The sequence below is a fragment of the Euzebya sp. genome (genome assembly GCF_964222135.1).
GTDB lineage: Bacteria > Actinomycetota > Nitriliruptoria > Euzebyales > Euzebyaceae > Euzebya.
In genome coordinates this window covers 92,539-113,477 of sequence record NZ_CAXQBR010000065.1, presented here as the reverse complement: position 1 = coordinate 113,477, position 20,939 = coordinate 92,539, and the positions used below count along the sequence as shown (strand labels likewise).

At 74.0% G+C, this 20,939-nt stretch carries 14 protein-coding genes and 1 pseudogene; 10 read left to right on the top strand and 5 right to left on the bottom strand.

Going from position 1 to position 20,939, the window contains the following annotated elements; all coding sequences use genetic code 11:
• Positions 1 to 8: 8 nt before the first annotated feature.
• Positions 9 to 1,460, bottom strand: coding sequence for a hypothetical protein (locus ACEQ2X_RS14035; RefSeq protein ID WP_370326443.1), 1,452 nt, complete (start codon positions 1,458 to 1,460; stop codon positions 9 to 11).
• Positions 1,461 to 1,744: 284 nt separating this feature from the next.
• Here ACEQ2X_RS14035 and ACEQ2X_RS14030 point away from each other — a divergent pair.
• Positions 1,745 to 2,245: pseudogene (locus ACEQ2X_RS14030) on the top strand (GNAT family N-acetyltransferase); the annotation flags it as partial.
• Between the two features lie 111 nt (positions 2,246 to 2,356).
• A complete protein-coding gene (locus tag ACEQ2X_RS14025) occupies positions 2,357 to 2,983 on the top strand; it encodes a TrmH family RNA methyltransferase (protein ID WP_370326473.1) in 627 nt (208 codons plus the stop codon).
• A gap of 6 nt (positions 2,984 to 2,989) precedes the next feature.
• Here ACEQ2X_RS14025 and ACEQ2X_RS14020 read toward each other — a convergent pair whose 3' ends face one another.
• Complete coding sequence (locus ACEQ2X_RS14020) at positions 2,990 to 3,625, bottom strand: hypothetical protein (protein ID WP_370326442.1); 636 nt, start codon at positions 3,623 to 3,625, stop codon at positions 2,990 to 2,992.
• Positions 3,626 to 3,780: 155 nt separating this feature from the next.
• Here ACEQ2X_RS14020 and ACEQ2X_RS14015 point away from each other — a divergent pair, with 155 nt between their 5' ends.
• The 3 genes from ACEQ2X_RS14015 to ACEQ2X_RS14005 are packed head-to-tail and all read left to right on the top strand — an operon-like array spanning position 3,781 to position 9,956.
• Entirely contained in the window at positions 3,781 to 7,428 is a 3,648-nt protein-coding gene (locus ACEQ2X_RS14015; RefSeq protein ID WP_370326441.1) for a multifunctional oxoglutarate decarboxylase/oxoglutarate dehydrogenase thiamine pyrophosphate-binding subunit/dihydrolipoyllysine-residue succinyltransferase subunit, read from the top strand.
• Positions 7,429 to 7,438: 10 nt separating this feature from the next.
• Complete coding sequence (locus ACEQ2X_RS14010) at positions 7,439 to 8,737, top strand: M18 family aminopeptidase (protein WP_370326440.1); 1,299 nt, start codon at positions 7,439 to 7,441, stop codon at positions 8,735 to 8,737.
• Positions 8,730 to 9,956: an AI-2E family transporter gene (locus tag ACEQ2X_RS14005; protein ID WP_370326439.1), complete on the top strand. Its 1,227-nt coding sequence runs from the start codon at positions 8,730 to 8,732 to the stop codon at positions 9,954 to 9,956. The genes ACEQ2X_RS14010 and ACEQ2X_RS14005 overlap by 8 nt, the downstream gene beginning before the upstream one ends.
• Positions 9,957 to 10,393: 437 nt before the next feature.
• On the opposite strand, the gene ACEQ2X_RS14000 is transcribed toward ACEQ2X_RS14005, so the two are convergent.
• Together ACEQ2X_RS14000 and ACEQ2X_RS13995 are read right to left on the bottom strand one after the other, a co-directional pair.
• The gene (locus tag ACEQ2X_RS14000) at positions 10,394 to 11,299 is read right to left on the bottom strand and encodes a DUF2510 domain-containing protein (protein WP_370326438.1); all 906 of its coding nucleotides are present in this window, start codon (positions 11,297 to 11,299) and stop codon (positions 10,394 to 10,396) included.
• A gap of 84 nt (positions 11,300 to 11,383) precedes the next feature.
• Positions 11,384 to 12,007 carry a hypothetical protein gene (locus ACEQ2X_RS13995; RefSeq protein ID WP_370326437.1) on the bottom strand — a complete coding sequence of 208 codons (624 nt, stop codon included), beginning with the start codon at positions 12,005 to 12,007 and terminating at the stop codon, positions 11,384 to 11,386.
• A 56-nt stretch (positions 12,008 to 12,063) separates the two neighbouring features.
• On the opposite strand from ACEQ2X_RS13995, the gene pta reads away from it, so the two are divergent.
• From pta to ACEQ2X_RS13970, 5 genes are all read left to right on the top strand, one after another.
• The gene (gene pta / locus ACEQ2X_RS13990; protein ID WP_370326436.1) at positions 12,064 to 14,163 is read left to right on the top strand and encodes a phosphate acetyltransferase; all 2,100 of its coding nucleotides are present in this window, start codon (positions 12,064 to 12,066) and stop codon (positions 14,161 to 14,163) included.
• Positions 14,160 to 15,347 carry an acetate/propionate family kinase gene (locus ACEQ2X_RS13985; RefSeq protein WP_370326435.1) on the top strand — a complete coding sequence of 396 codons (1,188 nt, stop codon included), beginning with the start codon at positions 14,160 to 14,162 and terminating at the stop codon, positions 15,345 to 15,347. Before pta ends, ACEQ2X_RS13985 begins: the two co-directional genes overlap by 4 nt.
• 111 nt (positions 15,348 to 15,458) lie before the next feature.
• Complete coding sequence (locus ACEQ2X_RS13980) at positions 15,459 to 16,379, top strand: hypothetical protein (protein ID WP_372530566.1); 921 nt, start codon at positions 15,459 to 15,461, stop codon at positions 16,377 to 16,379.
• Between the two features lie 5 nt (positions 16,380 to 16,384).
• Entirely contained in the window at positions 16,385 to 18,064 is a 1,680-nt protein-coding gene (locus ACEQ2X_RS13975; protein ID WP_370326433.1) for a putative bifunctional diguanylate cyclase/phosphodiesterase, read from the top strand.
• Entirely contained in the window at positions 18,061 to 19,962 is a 1,902-nt protein-coding gene (locus ACEQ2X_RS13970; protein WP_370326432.1) for a diguanylate cyclase domain-containing protein, read from the top strand. The genes ACEQ2X_RS13975 and ACEQ2X_RS13970 overlap by 4 nt, the downstream gene beginning before the upstream one ends.
• On the opposite strand, the gene ACEQ2X_RS13965 is transcribed toward ACEQ2X_RS13970, so the two are convergent.
• Positions 19,949 to 20,890 (bottom strand): NADP-dependent oxidoreductase, encoded by a 942-nt coding sequence (locus ACEQ2X_RS13965; RefSeq protein ID WP_370326431.1) that lies wholly within the window; start codon positions 20,888 to 20,890, stop codon positions 19,949 to 19,951. The genes ACEQ2X_RS13970 and ACEQ2X_RS13965 overlap by 14 nt on opposite strands.
• Between the last annotated feature and the right edge of the window lie 49 nt (positions 20,891 to 20,939).

Genomic DNA, 20,939 nt, shown 5'->3' with positions numbered 1-20,939 from the left:
CTGGCCGGTCAGCGGCGGTCGGGCTCGCCCGCGTCGACGCGGACGTCCACGGCGGCCCCGTCGTCGTCCTCGGCCGGCAGCGTGGCCGGTGCGGTCACCGCGCGGGGGAGCTGGCGCACCGTCACCCAGCACAGCGCCGCGAGCAGCGCGAGCGCGACACCCAGCTGGACCAGGTGCGCCCACGGGGCCGGCAGGTACGGCGTGAGCAGCGTGTCGCCCCAGCGGCCCTCGAGCATCCGCCAGGCCCAGTGCCCGGCGGTGAAGGTCTCCGTCGGCTGGGCCAGCGGGTTGGTGGCGATCGCCATCAGCATCGGGATCGCCCCGAGGACGCCGGCGATGACGACCGTCGCGCGGCTCCACCGCCACGCCCTGGCCACGCCGACGGCGACGAAGGGGATGGCCGGGACGACGTAGCGGGGCCCGGGCGACGCCCCGGCGGTCACGCTGAACCAGCCGCCCTGGATGGCGGTGAAGGCGGCGAGGACCACCAGCCCGACCACACCGACCTCCCGGGTGCGCCGCTCGCTGGCCAGCCGCACGAGCCCGAACACGCCGACCAGCACGATGGGGGTGAGGGTGAGCAGCCCGCGCTCGCCGAACAGCACCTGTGCGGTCAGCTGGGGGTCCGGCGGGGAGATCCCGAAGAGCCCCTGGGCGTGGAACTCCCCGAACGAGCCGGAGTTGTCGTAGCTGAACTCCGTCGGCGACCCCCACGCGACGGCGTTGTAGACCGCGAGCACCGCCACCGCCGGCAGGCCGCCGGCGACGTAGGCGAGCACCCCGCCGCGGTGGCGCACCAGGACGAGCACGCCGACGACCACCACGACGATGCCGGTGGTGTACTCGGTGACGACGGCCAACCCGCCGAGCAGGCCCGCCGCGGCCAGGCGGAGGGGTGGCGCGTCGGGGTCGCGGGCGGCCAGGTAGGCGCCGAAGCCGAGCGCCGCGGCGAGGACGTGGCTGAACAGGACGGTCGCGAAGGGCAGCAGCAGCGTGCCGAGGGCGACGGTCGCCGCCGCCGCGGTCGCCGCCCGCGGATCCCGGGTCACCCGCAGGGCGAACCGGCGCATCATCACCGCCAGCGCCGCCGCGGGGATGGTCGCGGACCACAGGGAGGTCCACCAGAGGGTGTAGTTGTCGAAGGGCCGGTCGACCTCGCCCGGCTCGGCGCCGACGGCCCGCGCCAGCCCGTAGAACGGGGCGGCCAGGAAGGGCTGCCCGGGCGCCTTGTCGGAGTAGAGGTGTCCGGCCCGCTCGGCGTAGTCGACGCTGAGGATGGCCTCGTAGGCGTCGATCTGCACGGTCGCGCGGTCCCACACCGCCGACGTGAACGCCAGCCGCGAGGCCTGGTGGGCCATCAGGATCTGCACGATCGGCCCCGCCACCACCAGCACGAGCGCGACCAGCACGATCTCCGGCCGCCAGCGGGCGAACCACGATCCTGAGCGGGCGGACTGCATCCCCACCACCGTAGTGCCACGCCGGGTCATCCCCAGCGGATGGAATCGACATCTCCATGCCCCTCCGGACCGGTCCGGGTCATGCACCGGGGATGGAATCGACACCCGACGGCGTCTCGGTCCAGCCCCACCAGCGCACGCTGACCGCCTGTGCCCTCTCACGCCCCACCAGCCCCACCCTCCCGATCCGGAGGATGTCGAATCCATCCGCGTGAGCCGCACCCGACGTTGTCGAATCCATCAAGGGGGAGGGGTGGGTTGCCACGACGGCCCGGTCGGCCAGGATGGCCGCGATGGACCTGCCACGACGACGACGCGCGCGAGCGCGGCCGCGACCGTGGACCCCGCCGGCGACGTGGCTCGGGCCCATCGAGACCCCGCGGCTGGTCCTCCGCGTGCTGGGGTCCGACGACGCCGCCGACCACGCCGCGCTGGTCGACGCCGATCGCGACCACCTGCTGCCGTGGACGACGTGGGTGACCGAGGAGACCGGGGCGATCGGGGTGACGGGGGCCACGGCCCGTCCCGTCCTCGGCGTGGTCGAGCGGGCGACCGGCGAGCTGGTCGGCGTGATCGGCGTCCAGGACCTCGATCCCCCGACGGCGAGCGCCGGTGCGCGCTGGTGGGTCGCCCGCGACCACGCCCGGCGCGGACTGGCCGACGAGGCCGTCACCCACCTGCTGTCCACCGCCCTCCGCCCGGCGGCGGACGGCGGGTGGGGCTTGCGGAAGGTCCACGTGGAGACCGTCGGCGCCGACGCCGACACCCGCGCGGTCGCCCGCGCCCTCGGCCTGCGGCGGGAGGTCCGCCAGCGCCAGCACCGCTGGGTCGACGGCGTGGGCGTCGACGACGTCTACGGGTGGGGGGTCGTGGCCGACGAGTGGGACGTCGACGCGATGCGGATGCGACGGGACGAGCGCGACGCCGACGTCGGCGTCGGCCCGCACCCCCGTCCGTGGCCGGACGACGACCGCTACGACCCGGTGCTGCTGGCCGAGGGCGACCGCCGCAACGTGGCGGACCGGTACCGGTGGTGGCGCCACGAGGCGATCGTCGCCGACCTGGCCGCCACGGCGAACCCGTTCCACGTCGCGATCGAGAACTGGCGCCAGGACGGCAACATCGGGACCGTCGTGCGCACCGCGAACGCCTTCGGCGCCGCCGGCGTCCACATCGTCGGCCGGCGCAGCTGGAACCGCCGGGGGGCGATGGTCACCGACCGCTACCTCGACATCCGCCACCACGACGACACCGACGCCCTGGTGGCGTGGGCCGCCGGCGAGGGGTTGCCGCTGATCGGCATCGACAACCTGCCGGGGTCGGTGTCGATCTTCGACCACCCGCCGCCGGAGCGCGCGGTGCTGGTGATGGGCCAGGAGGGACCGGGCCTGACGCCGGCCGCGAAGGCCGCGGTCGACGTGATCCTCCACATCCCCCAGTTCGGGTCCACCCGCTCGATCAACGCCGGCGTGGCGAGCGGCATCGCGATGGCGGCCTGGGTGCGGGCGCACCGCACCGGATGACGCCGGTCAGGTCGGCCAGGATCCCCCGTACGGCCCGGCCGGCGGCCCGCCCTGCCACGCCGGCGGCGTCCGCCGCGCGCTCGAGCGCCGGACGATGCCGATGATCAGCACGACGAGGCCGACGACGAAGGTGCCGCCGCCGCCGAAGACGCCGAGGAAGACCAGGCCGAGGCTGCGGAAGAGGGGGAACTCCGGGCCCACCGCGAGGCGTCCGGCGGCATCGCTGCACGAGACGGTGTGGCGGCCGTCGGCGACGAGCTCGAAGGTCCGCACCGCGGAGTAGGTGGTGTCGGACAGCGTGAGGGTGCTCGACCCGAACGGCGGGCTCAGCCCGACCGGCTGCTCGTCGGGGCCGGTCACGCGGCAGTCGACCGGGGTCTCGGCGCCGTCGACGCGGTAGAGGACGAACTGGTCCCCCTCCTCCCCGTCCACCACGGCGGACCCGTCGACCTCCTGCGGCGCCTGCTGGCCGACCAACGAGGTGAGCGACACCACCACGAGGGCCACGCCGCCGACCACGGCGAGCACCATGAGGACGACGCCGACGCGGATCGCCGTCGACCCCGGTGGGCGACCGGGAGCGGGTGGCGCCGGGCTCGGGAACCCGGCGGAGGGGTCGTACCCCGGCGGTGTGGCGGTCACAGCAGCTCCTCGGGCCGTGCGGACCAGCGGAGGCTACCGCTCCGCCGCACCGGGTAGGGGGTGCGTGGGCCCCTGCGGGCCCGGCGCTGCGCGGGACAGGACCGATACCATGCGGCGTCGTCCGCCAACCCCATCTGCAAGGGTGAGCCACCCCCATGGCCGAGTCACCAACCACCTTCGGCGCCAACGCCTGGATCGTCGAGGAGCTCTACCGGGACTTCCTCACCGACCCGTCGAGCGTGCCCGAGTCGTGGCACGACTTCTTCTCCGACTACGTGCCGCCGCACGGCCGGACGCCGACCGCCACCTCCCCGCACCCGGCCAGCCGCGCCAACGGCGCGTCCGGCAACGGGTCCGGTGGCGCGACCGCGGTCGCCGAGGCGCCCTCCGAGGCCCCTGAGCCGGCCCCGGAGGTGGAGATCCCGGACGGGGCGGTGAAGCTCCGCGGCGTCGCGGCCGCGATCGCCGAGAACATGGAGACGTCGCTGACCGTGCCGACGGCGACGTCGCTGCGGGAGGTGCCGGCCAAGCTCCTCGAAGTCAACCGCCGGATCCTCAACAACCAGCTCGGGCGGACGCGGGGCGGCAAGGTCAGCTTCACCCACCTCATCGGCTGGGCGATGGTCAAGGCCATCGTCGCCAACCCGGCGATGAAGACCAGCTACCACGTCGACGCGGACGGCACGCCGTACGCCCACCGACCCGAGCACCTCAACCTGGGCCTGGCCGTCGACGTCGAGCGGAAGGGCGGGCGCGTCCTGCTCGTGCCCAACATCAAGGACGTCGACGCGATGAGCTTCGCCGAGTACTGGCGGGCGTACGAGGAGATGATCCGGCGCGTCCACGGCGGCAACCTCTCCCCCGACATGTTCGAGGGCACGACCGCGACCCTCACCAACCCCGGGGGCCTCGGGACCGTCGGCAGCGTCCCGCGGCTCATGAAGGGCCAGTCGGCCATCATCGGCGTCGGCGCGATCGACTACCCGTCGCAGTTCAAGGGCTCGGACCCGCGGACCCTGGCCGACCTCGGGATCGGCAAGGTCATCACGATGACCTCGACCTACGACCACCGCGTGATCCAGGGCGCGGAGTCGGGGATGTTCCTCGGGTCGATGGAGGCGAACCTCCTCGGCGAGGACGGCTTCTACGACGAGATCTTCGACTCCCTGAAGATCCCCTACGAGCCGGTGCGGTGGCGCACCGACAACTCCTCCCGCGTCATCCGCGACGACTCCGCGCGGGCGGCCAAGCAGATCGCGGTGCAGAAGCTGACGAACATGTACCGCGTCCGCGGGCACCTGATCGCGAACCTGAACCCGCTGCAGCACACCTTCCGCAAGGTGCACCCCGAGCTCGACCCCGCGACGTACGGGCTGACGATCTGGGACCTCGACCGCGAGTTCCACATCGACGGCATCGCGGGCCGCGACCGGATGGCGCTCGGCGGGCTCCTCGGGGTCCTCCGCGACGCCTACTGCCGGACGGTGGGCATCGAGTACATGCACATCTCCGACCCCGAGCAGAAGACCTGGTTCCAGGAGCGGCTCGAGGGCAAGTCGATCGAGCTGTCGTCGGAGGACCAGAAGCGCATCCTGACGATGCTCAACGAGGCCGAGGCGTTCGAGCGGTTCCTCGGCACCAAGTACCTGGGGCAGAAGCGCTTCAGCCTGGAGGGCTCGGAGTCGCTGATCCCGATGCTCGACGCGCTGCTGACCACCGCCGTCGAGCAGGAGCTGTCCGAGGCCGTCATCGGCATGGCCCACCGCGGCCGCCTGAACGTCCTCGCCAACATCCTCGGCAAGTCCTACGACAAGATCTTCAGCGAGTTCGAGGGCGACATCAGCCCCGACACCGTGCAGGGCTCCGGTGACGTCAAGTACCACCTGGGCGCCCGCGGCGTGCACCACCACCCAGACGGCGGGCGGGAGCTGCCGATCACCCTGGCCGCCAACCCCAGCCACCTCGAGGCGGTCGACCCCGTCGTCGAGGGCATGGCCCGCGCGAAGCAGGACCAGCTGGGCGAGGAGGGGTTCGGCGCGGTCCTGCCGATCCTCATCCACGGCGACGCGGCGTTCGCCGGGCAGGGCGTGGTGGCGGAGACCCTCGGCATGTCCCAGCTGAAGGGCTACGCGACCGGTGGGACGATCCACCTGATCGTCAACAACCAGCTGGGCTTCACCACGGCGCCGCACCACTCCCGGTCGAGCGAGTACGCCACCGACATCGCGAAGATGGTGTCCGCGCCGATCATCCACGTGAACGGCGACGACCCCGAGGCCTGCGTCCGGGTGGTCCGCCTGGCGATGGAGTACCGCCAGCGCTTCGGCCGCGACGTGGTCGTCGACATGATCTGCTACCGCCGGCACGGCCACAACGAGGGCGACGAGCCCGCGTTCACCCAGCCGATCATGTACGAGGCGATCGAGCAGCGCCGGTCGGTGCGGAAGGTCTACACCGAGGAGCTCGTCAACCGCGGCGACCTGACCCTCGAGGAGGCCGAGTCCGCCCTCGAGGAGTTCCGCGAGACGCTCGAGAGCGCGCTGACCGAGACGCGGGAGTCCAAGCCGACCGAGAACGAGCTGCCCCCGCCTCCGACGGTGAAGGGCGTCCTCGACCACGTCGACACCGGCGTGTCCCTCGACCGGCTGCAGCACATCACCAAGGCGCTGACCAGCTGGCCCGAGGACTTCCAGCCCCACCCGAAGCTGGCCAAGATGCTGGCCAAGCGCGCCGACCTGCTCGGACAGGACGCCGTCGACTGGCCGATGGCCGAGATGCTCGCCCTCGGCACCCTGCTCCAGGAGGGCGTGCCCGTCCGCTTCGCCGGCCAGGACTCCCGTCGCGGGACGTTCAGCCAGCGCCACTCGGTGCTGGTCGACCACACCGACGCGTCGGAGCACCTGCCGCTGCGCCACCTCGAGCCGCTCGACGGCACCGAGCTGGGCGCGTTCATGATCTACGACAGCCCCCTGCACGAGTTCGGCGCCCTCGGCTTCGAGTACGGCTACGCCGTCGCCCGCCCCGAGGCGCTGACGGTGTGGGAGGCGCAGGTCGGCGACTTCTCGAACGGCGCGCAGGTCATCATCGACCAGTTCATCACCGCGGCCGAGGACAAGTGGGGTGAGCGGTCCCGCCTGGTCATCCTCCTCCCCCACGGCTACGAGGGGCAGGGACCGGAGCACTCCTCGGCCCGCATCGAGCGGTGGCTGACCCTGTGCGCCCAGGACAACATCCAGGTCGCCCAGCCCACCACCGCAGCCCAGCACTTCCACCTGCTGCGCCGCCAGATGCACCGCGACGTGGTCAAGCCGCTGGTCGTCTTCAGCCCGAAGTCGATGCTGAGGGCCAAGCACGTGCAGTCCGCCGCCGCCGACTTCACCGACGGGTCGTTCGCCGAGGTCCTGGTCGACGCCGGCGGACCGTCCGACGACGAGGTCCGCCGCGTCGTGGTGTGCTCCGGGAAGGTCCGCCACGACCTGATCGCCGCGCGGGACGAGCGCGAGGCGCCGGCGAAGGTGATCTCCCTCGAGCAGCTGTACCCCTTCCCCCAGCGCCAGCTCGAGGAGGCGCTCGGGCGGTTCGAGCAGCTCGAGGACGTCATGTGGGTCCAGGACGAGCCGGAGAACATGGGGCCGTGGCCGTTCGTCGGCAGCCGCCTGTACAACGCCTGCGAGGCCGTCGGCGAGGACGTGGTCCTCAAGCGGGCCACGCGCTTCGAGAGCGCCAGCCCGGCGACCGGGTCCCACACCGTCCACGACCTCGAGCAGGACAAGCTGATGGACGACGCCCTGGCCGGGCTGTAGGCACCGCGGGATGGCCGAGCTCCCCGACGCGCGACCGAGCGCCGACGACCTGACCGCGGGTGAGGACCTGTGCGCGTTCATCGACGCGTCGCCCTCGCCCTTCCACGCCGTCGCCGAGATGGCCCGGCGGCTCGAGGCCGATGGGTTCCGCCGCCTCGACGAGCGCGACCGGTGGGCCCTCGAGCCCGGTGATGCCGGGTACGTCATCCGCGACGGCGGGTCGATCGCCGCGTTCCGGGTCGGCACGGCACCCGCGGCGGAGGCGGGCTTCCGCGTCGTCGGGGCGCACACCGACTCCCCCACGTTCCGCGTGCGACCGAGGGCGGAGGTGTCGAAGGCCGGGTACGGCCAGCTCACCGTGGAGGTGTACGGCGGGCCGCTGCACTACACCTGGCTGGATCGGGACCTGACCCTCGCGGGCCGCGTCGCGCTGGCCGACGGCCGCGTCGAGCTGGTCCACCTGCCCGGGGCGCCGCTGCGCATCCCGACCCTGGCGATCCACCTGAACCGCGACCTGTACGAGAAGGGGCTCAAGCTCAACCCCCAGCTGCACCTGGTGCCGGTGCTGTCCGCACGGGCGGAGGGGGCGGGGCTGGCCGACCTGCTGGAGGGGGTCGTGGACGCCGACGTGACCGGCTGGGACCTGGTGCTGGTCGACACCCAGCCGTCGGCGCTGGGCGGGATGGACCGCCAGTTCGTCCTCGCACCCCGTCAGGACAACCTCGTCAGCTGCTACGCCGGCGTCGAGGCCCTGCTCGACACCGAGCCCGGACCCGCGACGCAGGTCGTGGTGTGCAACGACCACGAGGAGGTGGGGTCGCGCTCCGCGGAGGGTGCCGCCGGCCCCTTCCTCGAGGACGTGCTGCGCCGGCTGATCGCCGCGGCCGGCGACGCGGACCCGCAGTCGCTGCCGCGCGCCGTGGCGGGCTCGGTGCTGGTCAGCGCGGACGCCGCCCACGCGGTCCACCCGAACCACGCGGACTCCCACGACGCCGAGCACCGCCCCCGCCTGGGCGGTGGTCCGGTGATCAAGACCCACGCCAGCCAGGCGTACGCCACCGACGCGCGGACCCTCGCCTGGTTCACCGCCCGCTGCGCCGACGCCGGCGTGCCGGTGCAGCACTTCACCAACCGGGCGGACAGCCAGAGCGGGTCGACGATCGGGCCGCTGACGGCCACCCGGCTGGGCCTGCCGACCGTCGACGTCGGCAACCCGCTCCTCAGCATGCACTCGATCCGCGAGCAGTCCGCCGCGGTCGACCTCCTGCACCTCGTCGGCGCGCTGCGGCAGCATCTGGTCCATGCCTGAACCGGAGCTGCCTGAACCGGAGTCGCCTGAACCGGAGTCGCCTGAACCGGATCCGTCCGCCGAGCCCGGGCCGGAGGACCTCGCGTCGCCGGCCACCGCGGAGGCGCCGAGCGACCACCTCCTCGACCCGCCCGACGCCCGTCCGGACGTCGGCGCCCTGCTCGCCAAGCCGCTGTGGGAGCGCCCCACGGTCCGCTTCGGCGCCTACGCATGGGCGATGATCGGCGTCCTGATCATCGTGATCGGGCTCGGCATCGTGATCGCCCGGCTGTCGACGGTCGTCGTGCCGCTGGTGATCGCCCTGTTCCCCGCTGCGGTGCTGCAGCCCCCCACCGACTGGCTGCGCGCCCGCGGGTTCCCGGACTGGGCCGCGGCGCTGGTCGTGCTGCTGGGCACCTTCGGCATCGTCGGCGGCATCATCGCGCTGATCGCGCCGCAGTTCGCCGATCAGGTCGACGTCCTAGGCGAGGCGATCCGGGACGGCTACCAGCAGTTCGAGGAGTTCCTCGCCAACGGGCCCTTCGGCCTGCAGCCCATACGGCTCGACGACCTGATCGACCAGCTCAGCGATCAGCTGCAGTCGGCCGTGCCGAACGGCGGCGAGCTCGCGACGAACGTGCTCGGCTACGCCCAGGCGTTCTTCCAGACGGCCACGGCGACCCTCCTGATGCTCATCGCCCTGTTCTTCTACCTGAAGGACGGCCGGGCGATCGCCGGGTGGGTGCGCTCGGTGTTCCCGACCGCGATGCACGCCGACGTGGACGTCATCGGCCAGCGGATGTGGATGACGATCGGCGGGTACATCCAGGGCCAGCTGCTCGTGGCCCTCGTCGACGCGGTCTTCATCGGCGTCGGGCTGTGGATCCTGCAGGTCGACCTGGCCCTGCCCCTCGGCGTGCTGGTGTTCTTCGGCGGCCTGTTCCCGATCGTCGGGGCGACGATCTCGGGGTTCCTCGCCGCGATCGTGGCGCTCGCCTCGAACGGGGTCGGCACGGCCGCGATCGTGGTGGTGCTGGTGCTCGCGGTGCAGAACCTCGAGGGGCAGCTCCTGCAGCCGATCATCCTCGGCCGTGCGCTCGAGCTGCACCCCCTCGCCATCATCGTGTCCCTCGCGGTGGGCGGGTTCCTGCTCGGGATCCTCGGCGCGTTCCTGGCCGTCCCGGTGGCTGCCGCGACCGCGCAGACCATCGGCTACCTCCGCCAGCGGATCCCCGGCTGACCCAGGTCAGGGGTGCCCGCACCCCGCTCCCGCCATCGCCCCACGGGCCCACAACGGGCCCTCAGCCCACACCCCGCTCCCGCCATCGCCCCACGGGCCCACAACGGGCCCCGCAGCCCCACACCCGCCATCGCCATCGCCCCACGGGCCCACAACGGGCCCTCAGCCCACGCCCCGCTCCCGCCATCGCCCCAGGCCCACAACGGGCCCCGCAGCCCACACCCCGCTCCCGCCATCGCCCCACGGGCCCACAACGGGCCCCGCAGCCCACACCCGCCATCGCCATCGCCCCACGGGCCCACGACAGGCCCCGCAGCCCACACCCCGCTCCCGCCATCGCCCCACGGGCGCACGACGGGCCCCTCAGCCGTCCTCACCGACGGCCGTCAGTCGAAGAGCCCCGTCAATCGAAGAGCCCCGTCAGTCGAAGAGCCCCATCAGTCGAACAGCATGGCGATGCGCTCGGCGTCCTCCGTGCCGATCAGCGGGCCGAGCCACGCGGCGCTGCGCTGGTGGTCGCGGGCGATCTGCTCGAGGGTGTCGAGTCGGGCGCCGGCCTCGAGGGTGGTGAACGACGGGTGGGCCTCGGCGACCTGGGAGAGCTCGCCGCGCATGTGGGGGTGCAGGTGGGCGAGGTGCCCGATCAGCAGGCCGTAGGCGCAGGCGCGGGCGGCCTCGGCCTGGGGCTGGCTGGTCCACTCGGCGTTGATCCGGCTGAGCCGCGGCTCGACCTGGTTGGCGACCTCGTCGACCCAGGCCTCGACGTCCGCCTCGAGCGAGGCCCGGCGGTTGGCGACGAGGTTCGCGTCGGACGGCTCCCCCTCCTCGATCGTGCCCCCCTGCGCCGCGTCCTCCTGCGCCGGCGGGCTGGCCGGCTCCCCCGCCGGCTCGGGATCGGGCTGGGGCGCCCAGGCGCTGTCGTCGACCGGCTGCTGGGCGGGCTGGTCCGCCGCAGGGGCCGGCTCGTCCGCGGACGCGTCTGCCGGGGGCTCCTCCACCGGTGCCGCACCACCGGACGTGGGTTCCTCAGCCGACTCCGCCCCAGCCGACCCCGCCCCAGCCGACCCCGCCTCAGCCGACTCCACCCCAGCCGACCCCGCCTCCTCGGCGGCCTGTGCCTGGGCGGTGACCCCGCCCTCGGCCCCTTCGGTGGGCTCGGCGGCCCCCTGGGCCTGGTCCCCGGCCTCGGCCTGCCCCTGCGCGCCGTCGGCGGGCGGGTCCCAGTCGGTCTTGCCGTCCGTCGAGACGTGGCCGGTCCAGGACTCGCCGTCCCAGTACCGGAACTGGAACCGCCCGGAGGGGTCGGGGTACCAATCAGCAGCGGGTGCGTCGGCCTGGCTCACGGGGACTCCTCGGCTTGTGCTCATCGGGGATTCGCGGACTGCGTCGAGGTGCAGGCTAACGCGCCGCGGCGACCTGCCGCGCCCTCACCGCCGCCGCTGGTCGATCTGGGTGCCGACCCACACCGACGCCGGGACCGTGGGGAACGCGCTGAGCCCGACGCCGAAGTCCGCCGGCAGGTCGGAGAGGGGGCCCGCGTCACGCCCATCGACCCGCAGGGACGCCCGTCGGATCCGGCGCCAGTCGTCGGCGCCGTACACCTCGGCCTGCCCCCCGGGGGCGACGCCGGCGGCGCGCACCCCCTCCCCTCCCCCGAGCAGCCGACCGACGACCGGGCGGGCCAGCACGTCCTCGATGCGGATCCACGCGGGCGACCGGCGCAGCGCCCGCGGGCGGAGGGCGAAGACCCACGACCGCCAGTCCGCTGGTGCCACCTCCGCGCGGATCGCGAGGGGCTCCGCCCGGACGGACAGCTGCGCGCCGCACAGGCCGCCGCTGATCGCCACGACGGCGACCTCGTCGAAGTCGTACAGGTCGGCGACGTAGGAGGCGACGGCGTCGTCGGGCGCGAGCAGCACCCGTCGGCCGTCGGCACGGCGCCACATCACGTCGACCACGCGGCCGAACGGCGAGCGGGCCCAGGTGCCGACGACGACCGCGTCGCCGCTGGCGAAGCCGAGCCCGGTGATGACGCCCTCGAAGAGATCCATGCGACGATCCTGCCCACCTCCGCATCGTCCAGCCGACGCCGGGAAGGACCCCTGCGATGCCCTCTGATGCCCCCACCGCCGTCTACCTCGCCGCCGTCCAGCCGCGCTCCGGCAAGTCCCTGGTCGCCCTCGGGATCCTCGAGCTGGTCAGCCGGCGGGTGGACGAGATCGGCTACTTCCGCCCCGTGGTCGCGTCCGAGGACGACCACCGACTGGCGCTGATGCGCGACCGCTACCGCCTGGGCGACCGCGCCGCGTACGCCTACACCGACGACCAGGTGGACGCGCTGCTGGCCCAGGGACGCCAGGACGAGGTGTTCAAGGGCGTCATCGCCGCGTACCGGGAGATGGCGGAGGGCTGCCGGTTCGTGCTGATCGAGGGGACGGACCAGACGGGGACCCGCTCCGCCCTCGAGTTCGACTTCAACGCGCGGGTCGCGAACCACCTGGGGGCATCGGTCGTCGCGCTGGTCAACGGGCAGGGCCCGAGCCCGGAGGAGGTCGCCGAATCGGTCCACGTTGCCGAGCGCGCCCTCGGCGGGGAGGGGGTGACCACCGCGGCCATCGTGGTCAACCGGGTGGCGCCGGCCCACGTGGACGCGGTCAGCGCGCAGATCGCCGACCTCGACGTCCTGACGGCGGTCATCCCCGAGGACCAGCGGCTGTCGATGCCGACGCTGTCGGAGGTGGTCCAGGCGATCGGCGCGGAGGAGCTGCACCGCGGGCGGGGGGACCTCGACGTGGCGGTCAGCACGTTCGCCGTCGCCGCGATGAGCCTGCCGAACATGCTCGAGCGGATGGCCGACGGCGAGTTGGTGATCGCGCCCGGGGACCGGCCCGACGTGCTGGTCGGGGCGCTCGCGAGCCGGATCGCCGACACCTACCCGGACATCGCCGGGGTCATCCTGACCGGCGGTCTCAGCCCGGCCCCCCAGATCCTCCGCCTCCTCGAGGGGCTCGGCGGCATCCCGACGCCGATCTACACCACCGACACCGACACCTACGCGACCGCCCGCGCGGTCAGCGAGGTCGCCCCGATCATCGCCCCGGGATCGGTGCACAAGATCGCGACCGCCCTCGGCCTGTTCGAGGAGCACATCGACACCGAGGCGCTGATCGACACCTTCGAGGTGACCCGGTCCGGCCGGGTCACGCCCCTCATGTTCGAGTACGACCTGATCGAGCGGGCCCGTGTGGACCGCAAGCACATCGTGCTGCCCGAGGGCACGGACGACCGGATCCTGACCGCCGCGTCCCTGCTCCACCGCCGCCAGGTCGTCGACCTGACCCTGCTCGGCCCCGAGGACGAGGTGCGCCGCCGCGCGTCGGCGGCCGGCGTCGACCTCGCCGACATCGCCGTCGTCGACCCGGCCACGAGCCCGGACCGCGAGCGCTACGCGAAGGCCTACGTCGAGGCGCGGTCGCACAAGGGGATGGTCTTCGACCGCGCCGACGAGGTGATGTGCGACGTCAGCTACTTCGGGACGATGATGGTCCACCTCGGCGAGGCCGACGGCATGGTGAGCGGCGCCGCCCACACCACCGCGCACACCCTGCGCCCGGCCTTCGAGTTCATCCGCACCCGTCCCGGGGTCTCGAGCGTCTCGAGCGTGTTCCTGATGTGCCTCGCGGACCGGGTGCTCGTGTACGGCGACTGCGCGGTCATCCCGAACCCGACGACCGAGCAGCTCGCCGACATCGCCATCTCCTCCGCCGAGACCGCCCGCACGTTCGGCATCGACCCGGTCGTCGCGATGCTGAGCTACTCCACCGGCGGGTCCGGCTCGGGTGAGGACGTCGAGCGCGTCCGGGCCGCCACCGAGCTGGTCCACGAGCGTGCCCCCGACCTGGCGGTGGAGGGGCCGATCCAGTACGACGCGGCCGTCGACGTCGGCGTCGGGCAGAAGAAGCTGCCGGAGTCAGAGGTCGCGGGCCGCGCCACGGTCTTCGTCTTCCCGGACCTCAACACCGGGAACAACACCTACAAGGCCGTGCAGCGCTCCGCCGGGGCGGTGGCGATCGGCCCGGTGCTGCAGGGCCTCAACAAGCCGGTGAACGACCTGTCCCGCGGCGCCCTGGTCGCCGACGTGGTCAACACGGTCGCGATCACCGCCATCCAGGCGCAGATGGCCGGCCGTCGCGAGGGGGCGGCATGAGCGTCCTCGTGCTCAACACCGGCAGCTCGTCGGTGAAGTTCGAGCTGTTCGAGGGGGCGTCGCCCTCCGAGCTCCGCTCGGTCGCGGCCGGCCTGGTCGAGGGCATCGGCGAGGCGGAGGGCCACATGGGCGCCACCCTGCCCGACGGCGGACGGGTGGACCGCGACGGCGTGGTCGCCGACCACCGCGAGGCGCTCGAGTCGGTCATGACCCACCTGGCCGACGCCCTGACGGACCTGGTGGCCGTCGGGCACCGGGTCGTCCACGGCGGGGAGCACTTCACCGAGCCGACGGTGATCGACGACGCGGCGGTCGAGGTGATCGACTCGCTCTCGCCGCTGGCGCCGCTGCACAACCCGCCGGCGCTCGAGGGCATCCGGGTCGCACGCGAGCTCCGGCCCGAGATCCCGCACGTGGCCGTGTTCGACACCGCCTTCCACGCGACGCTGCCTCCGGCGGCGTACCGCTACGCCGTGCCCACGTCATGGTACGCCGACCACGGCGTGCGCCGCTACGGCTTCCACGGCACGTCGCACCGCTACGTGGCGGAGCAGGCCGCCCAGTCGCTCGGCCGGCCGCTCGAGGACCTCCGGACCATCACCCTCCACCTCGGCAACGGCGCGTCGGCGTGCGCGATCGACGGCGGCCGGTCGATCGACACCTCGATGGGGCTGTCTCCCCTCGAGGGGCTGGTGATGGGCACCAGGTCGGGGGACCTCGACCCGGCCGTCGTCTTCCACATGATCCGCGCCGGCATGTCCCCCGACGACGTCGAGCGGGCGCTCAACCGCCAGTCGGGGCTGCGCGGCCTCGCCGCCGACAACGACATGCGGCGGGTGCACCGGGCAGCCGACGCCGGCGACGAGGGGGCGCAGCTGGCGCTCGAGGTCACCGCGCACCGCCTGCGCAAGTACGTGGGCGCCTACGCCGCCGTGCTCGGCGGGCTGGACGCGCTCGTCTTCACCGCGGGGATCGGCGAGCACTCGCCGGCGGTGCGCGCCGCGGTCGTCGAACCCCTCGGCCACCTCGGGCTGACGCTCGACGTCGCCGCCAACGCGGCGGCGGATGCCGCCGACGGCCCGGTCCGGATCAGCCGGCCGGACGCCTCGCCGGCGGTGCTGGTGGTGGCGACCGACGAGGAGCGCATGATCGCCGCCGAGGCGCTGCGGGCCCTCGCCGGCTGACGGCCGGGGCAGCGGTCCCGGGAACCCCTCAGGCGGGGCCCCGCCCCGTCGATCGGAGATGTGCACGTCCCCGACGAAGACCTGAGGATGCTCTCCCTCCGTACGCGGCTCATGAGCCTCGCCCTGGCCCCCGCGGTGGTCGCCGGCGGGTTCGCGGCTGCCACCGTGCTGGATCGGCTGGCCGCGGCCGACGCCGCGACGCGGGTCGCCGACGAGGTCGACGTCGTCGTGCGGTTGGTGGCGGTCGACTCCTCGCTCACCGCGGCGAGGATCCCCTACGAGGTGGAGTCCCGGCTCGCTGACACCGGCTTCCTGGCGGCCGTCCCCCCGGCGGTGATGGCGGACGTGGTGGGGGCTGCGCCGACCCCCGCGGAGTGGATCGACCGGGCCGCACCCGCCCTCGACCGCCTCCCACCCGCCGCCCGTCCCCTCTCCGGGGGGGATCTCCGCCGGCTCGAGCTGGGCGCGTTCGGACCGACCGCCGTCGCCGACGAGCTCGATGCGATCTCCGTGGCCCTGACCGCCGGGGTCGAGGCGCAGCTGAGCCGGCTCCAGGACCACGTGCTCGAGCTCGGGGTCCCGGAGGTCACCGATCCGCTCGACGAGCTGGTCCAGTGGGCGCGGGCGTACGGCACCGCCGGCCCGCGGGTCGAGGCGCTCGCCGACATCGCGATCGCCGCCGCAGAGGGCGAGCCGCTCACCACCCGGGCGCTGACCGACCTCGCGGTCCGCGACGCGGACTTCGACCGCGCCGTCGCGCGCCTGACCGGTCTCGGGGTCGACGTCGCCCGCCGGACGTCCGCCCCGATCGACGACGCCGTCGCCGAGGTCCTGGACGGCGCGATCCCCCGGGCGTTCGCCGAGTCCGACGTGATGGGCGTCGCCCGGATCTTCCTCGACGGCATCACCGAGCACCGGCGCTTCAACGACGGCGTCGTCGACGCCTCCCAGGTGCTCCGGGCCGCCGCGGACGACCTCGCGGCGGGGGCGCGGCGCAGCGCGATCGGGGTGGCCTGCTGGCCGCGGTCCTGACCGCCATGGCGGTGGGCACCTACCTCCTCGCCCGCGCCGTCGAGCGCCCGCTGTCCGCCCTGATCCGGCGCACGCGCCTCGTCGGTGCCGGGCAGCTCGACGACCTCCCCGAGCACCCCAGCCGCGGCTCGAGCGAGATCGCGGCGGCCGCCGCCGCCTTCGACGACGTCGTGGGGAACCTCCGGCTGCTCGAGGGCAAGGTCCGGGCGCTGGCGAGCTGCGCCTTCGACGACCCCGTCCTCGACCAGCAGCTCCCCGGTCCCCTCGGCGAGGAGCTGGCCCGATCGGTGCGGGTCCTCTCCGGGTCCATCCACGACCGCAGCGAGCTGCAGGACCGGCTGGCCCACCAGGCCACCCACGACGGCCTGACCGGGCTCCCCAACCGGGTCGCCGCGATCGAGTCGCTCGCCAACCGGATCGCGAGGGGCAGGCGGCGCGGACACCTCGTCGCCGTGGCGTTCATCGACCTCGACGGCTTCACGCGGATCAACGACACGTACGGCCACGACGCCGGCGACGCGGTCCTCCGCTGCGTGGCCGACCGCCTCGGCGAGGCCTCGCGCGACGTCGACGTGGTCGCCCGCCTCGGTGGGGACGAGTACCTCGTCGTCTTCGAGGAGGTCAGCGACGTGCACGCCGCGCTCACCGCCGCGCGCCGCATCGCCGAGCGGGTCGCCGAGCCGATCCGCCACGGGGGCCGCACCCTGCGGGTGGGGGCCAGCATCGGCCTGGCGTTCGCCCAGGACGGCGCCGACGAACCCCTCGAGCTGCTCGCGAAGGCCGAGATCGCCGTGCACCGGGCACGTCTTGCCGACGAGCCGGTCGCCCTCTTCGACGAGGCCCAGCAGGAGGCGCTCCGACGGCGCACGGCCATCGAGGCGGCGCTGCGCGACGAGCTGGCGGCGGGGGGCCCGAACCTCGAGCTGCACTACCAGCCCATCATCCGGGCGGCGGACCAGTCGCTCCGCGGCTTCGAGGCGCTGATCCGGTGGTCTGGCCCGGACGGGGCCCTCATCCCCCCGGCGGAGTTCATCGGCGTCGCCGAGGCCTCGCCGCTGGTCGTCCAGCTCGACCGCTGGGTGCTCACGACGGCGCTGGCGCAGCTGGCGGCGTGGCACCGCCATCCCGCGCTCGCCCACGTCGACCTGTCCGTCAACGTGTCGGGGCGCCACGTCCTCAGCCGGGACTTCGCCCCGCACGTCCGCGACGCCCTGGCGTCCGTCGACGTCTCTCCGGAACGCCTGATCATCGAGGTGACCGAGACGGTCCTGCTGGACGACCTCATCGTCGCCGTCGAGAACCTCGAGGAGGTCCGGGCGATGGGCATCCGCGTGGCCGTCGACGACTTCGGCACCGGCTACACGTCCCTCGCCCACCTGCGCCGTCTGCCGATGGACGAGCTGAAGATCGACCGGTCGTTCCTCAGCGACCTCGGCCAGCCGCAGAACCGCGACCTGGTGCGCACCGTCAACGAGCTCGCCCGCCACGTCGGCGTGCCCACGGTCGCCGAGGGGATCGAGACCGCCGAGCAGTACGCGATCCTGCGGGAGATCGGCTGCGACGACGTGCAGGGCTACCTCTTCGGACGTCCCATGCCGGCAGCCGACACCGCCGGCTGGTGGACGCGCCACCAGGCGGCGGTCCGCGACGACGACGGGGTCCCCGCCCCGACGGCGAGCCGATGACCACGGACCGGCTCGTCCGCGCGGCGGCGTCGCACGGCGCCATCCCGGCCGTGGTCGCGATCAGCGCCGTGGTCGTCGCGGTGCCGTCCGGCCCGCGGCGCGCCGCGGTCGAGGTGGTGCTGTTCCTCGCCTCCGCCGCCGGCATCGCCCTCGGGGTGCGGGCGCACCGCCCGACGCGACCGCTCATGTGGCACGCGCTCACGGCGGCGCTGGTCTGCTTCGGGTTGAGCAGCGGGGCCTGGGGGCTGAGCGAGCTGGGCGTCGCGGGTGCCGCGATCGCCGAGTCGGCCCTCGACATCGGCGGCTACCTCTGCGCCGCGGTGGCCGCCGTCGGGGTCCTCGTGACGCGGCGGGCCGAGGGCGACCGGGAGGTCCGCACCGACCTCGCCGTCGCCGGGGTGGCGCTGGTCGCGCTGGGCGCCCAGTGGGCCACCGCGAGCGGGGTGTCGGACCAGATGGGGTTCGGCGCGGACCAGCTCGGGTTGATGCTGATGAACGTCGCGCTCCTCGTCGTGGTCGCCCAGGCGCTCTTCACCGGGCACGGGAACCGCAGCCTGCAGCTGCTGGTGCTGGCGGTCGGCGTCGAGATGGCCGAGCTCGGCGCGGTCCTGTGGTGGCCCACCGCGGCCGGATCGACGGCGATCGACGCCGTCCCCGTCGCCGCCGCCTGGCTGGCGGTCCTGGCGGCGCTGCACCCGTCGATGGTCGAGGTCGCCACCCCGACCGCGTCGCACACCGCATCCCTCGCCTCGCGGCGGTGGGTCAGCCTCGCGGTCACGCTGGTCGCCAACCCGATCATGGTGTGGCTGTGGGCCATCCAGCACGACGCCGGGACGGCCAGGCTCGACCCGCTGGCGCTCGGCCTCTGCGTCCTCGCGCTGTCGGGCCTCGGGCTCTGGCGGGTCTGGCAGCTGATCATCGAGCGCGAGCGCAGCCGGGCGGCGGTCGAGGCCAGCGAGGCACGACTCCACCTGGTGTTCCAGCACGCCGCCGACGTGATCGCGATCACCGCCTCCGACGGCACCCTGACCTCCGTCAGCCCCGCGGCGGCGGCGGTGCTCGGGCACACCGCGCAGGGCCTGGTGGGGCACCCGGTCGCCGACCTCGCGGTGCCTGAGGACCGGGCGGCGCTGGCCGCCCTGCTGGACGACGACGGCGCTGGCGTGCACGCCGGCGACATCCGCGTGCGCGATGCCCGCGACGCGGTCCGCTGGGTCGAGGTGCGGGTCGCGGACTGCCGGGGGCTGCCCGGCGTCGACGGGCACATCCTGACGATGCGGGAGGTCACCGACCGGCGGGCGGCCGAGGAGCAGCTGACCCGCGCGGCGTTCACCGATCCGCTGACCGGTCTGGCCAACCGCCGGCGGTTCACCGCGGCGCTCGCCGCGCTGCTCGACGCGACGGACGGCCAGGGCGCCGGGCCGGGCGGGCCCGCGGTGCTGTTCTGCGACCTCGACGACTTCAAGGACGTGAACGACCGGTCGGGTCACGCCGCCGGCGACCGGGTGCTCGTGGCCGTCGCCGACCGGTTGCGGCGGGAGGCGGGCGCCGGCGACGGCGGGCACGACTCCGGACCGTCGGCGCCGGTGGTCGCACGCCTCGGCGGCGACGAGTTCGCGATCCTCGTGCCGGCCGTCGCGGATCAGGCTCGGCTCGTCGCGCTGGCCGACCGGCTCCTGGCGGCGGTCGACGAGCCGATCCCGCTCGGGGACGGCACCGCGATCCGCCAGCGCATCAGCCTGGGCGGTGCCGTCGCGGCGCCGGGCGACGCCGTCGAGGACCTGATCCACCACGCCGACCGCGCCATGTACGAGGCCAAGGCGGCCGGGAAGGGCCGGGCGCGGATCGCGCGCCGCCCGGTCGCGAGCACCCGCCGAGCTGGCCTCAGCCGGCGGTGATGACGAGCTTGCCCCGGGCGTGGCCCTCGGCGCTCGCCGTCAGGGCCGCGGCGCCCTCGGCCAGCGGCCAGCGGCCGGTCACGTCGATGCGCAGCGCGCCGGTGTCCACCAGTCGCGACAGCAGCGCGAGGTCCTCGGGCTGGGGGCGGACGAACCAGTAGGTGCCACCCCGCTCGGCGATGGCGGGGTTCGTGATCGACACCGCTCGGGACGGGTCGTCGAGCAGCGCGAGGGACACCTCCGTGGCCTCGTCGGTCCCGACGTAGTCCATGGCCGCGGTCGGCGTGCCGACACCGCCTCCCGACAGCGCGTCGCGGACCCGGTCGGCCAGGCCGTCGCCGTAGGCGACCGGGATCGCCCCGAGGTCGCGCAGGCGGTCGTGACCGGACTCCGACCCGGTCCCGATCACGGTGGCGCCGGCGTGCACGGCCAGCTGGACGGCGAACGACCCCACCCCTCCCCCGGCGTTGTGGATCAGCACCACGTCACCGGGTCCGACGTGGGCGCGGCGGAGGGACTGCAGCGCCGTCAGCCCGGCGAGGGGCAGCGCGGCAGCGGTCTCGAGGTCGACGGTCCGCGGTGCCGGGGCCAGGTGGCGCGGGTGGGCGGCGACCTGCTCGGCGAACGTGCCGACCGCGCCGAGGTGGTCCTTGCGGACGTAGCCGACGACGCGGTCGCCCTCGGCGATCTCGGGCACGGCCGGACCGACGGCGACGACCGTGCCGGCCACGTCCCAGCCGGGGATCAGCGGCAGGTCGAAGGGGAACGCGCCGCGCAGGTGGCCGGCGACGATCTTGTGGTCGACCGGGTTCACCCCCGCGGCGGCGACGTCCACGACGACGGTGTCGGGGGCGGGGGTCGGGTCGTCGACGTCGACGAGCTCGAGCACGTCGGGGTCACCGAACTCGGTCAGGGCGAGGGCGCGCACGTGGTGTGCCTTCCTGTTCTGGGAGCCTGGTCTGGGAGATCTGGTCGGG

Excerpts from the sequence above, each read along its gene's own strand:
- ACEQ2X_RS13980 (WP_372530566.1), top strand. The coding sequence starts at position 15,459 with ATGAGCCTCGCCCTGGCCCCCGCGGTGGTCGCCGGCGGGTTCGCGGCT.
- ACEQ2X_RS13985 (WP_370326435.1), top strand. The coding sequence starts at position 14,160 with ATGAGCGTCCTCGTGCTCAACACCGGCAGCTCGTCGGTGAAGTTCGAG.
- ACEQ2X_RS14025 (WP_370326473.1), top strand. The coding sequence starts at position 2,357 with ATGCGGATGCGACGGGACGAGCGCGACGCCGACGTCGGCGTCGGCCCG.
- ACEQ2X_RS14010 (WP_370326440.1), top strand. The coding sequence starts at position 7,439 with ATGGCCGAGCTCCCCGACGCGCGACCGAGCGCCGACGACCTGACCGCG.
- ACEQ2X_RS14035 (WP_370326443.1), bottom strand. The coding sequence starts at position 1,460 with ATGCAGTCCGCCCGCTCAGGATCGTGGTTCGCCCGCTGGCGGCCGGAG.
- pta (WP_370326436.1), top strand. The coding sequence starts at position 12,064 with ATGCCCTCTGATGCCCCCACCGCCGTCTACCTCGCCGCCGTCCAGCCG.
- ACEQ2X_RS13975 (WP_370326433.1), top strand. The coding sequence starts at position 16,385 with ATGGCGGTGGGCACCTACCTCCTCGCCCGCGCCGTCGAGCGCCCGCTG.
- ACEQ2X_RS14015 (WP_370326441.1), top strand. The coding sequence starts at position 3,781 with ATGGCCGAGTCACCAACCACCTTCGGCGCCAACGCCTGGATCGTCGAG.
- ACEQ2X_RS14005 (WP_370326439.1), top strand. The coding sequence starts at position 8,730 with ATGCCTGAACCGGAGCTGCCTGAACCGGAGTCGCCTGAACCGGAGTCG.
- ACEQ2X_RS13970 (WP_370326432.1), top strand. The coding sequence starts at position 18,061 with ATGACCACGGACCGGCTCGTCCGCGCGGCGGCGTCGCACGGCGCCATC.
- ACEQ2X_RS13995 (WP_370326437.1), bottom strand. The coding sequence starts at position 12,007 with ATGGATCTCTTCGAGGGCGTCATCACCGGGCTCGGCTTCGCCAGCGGC.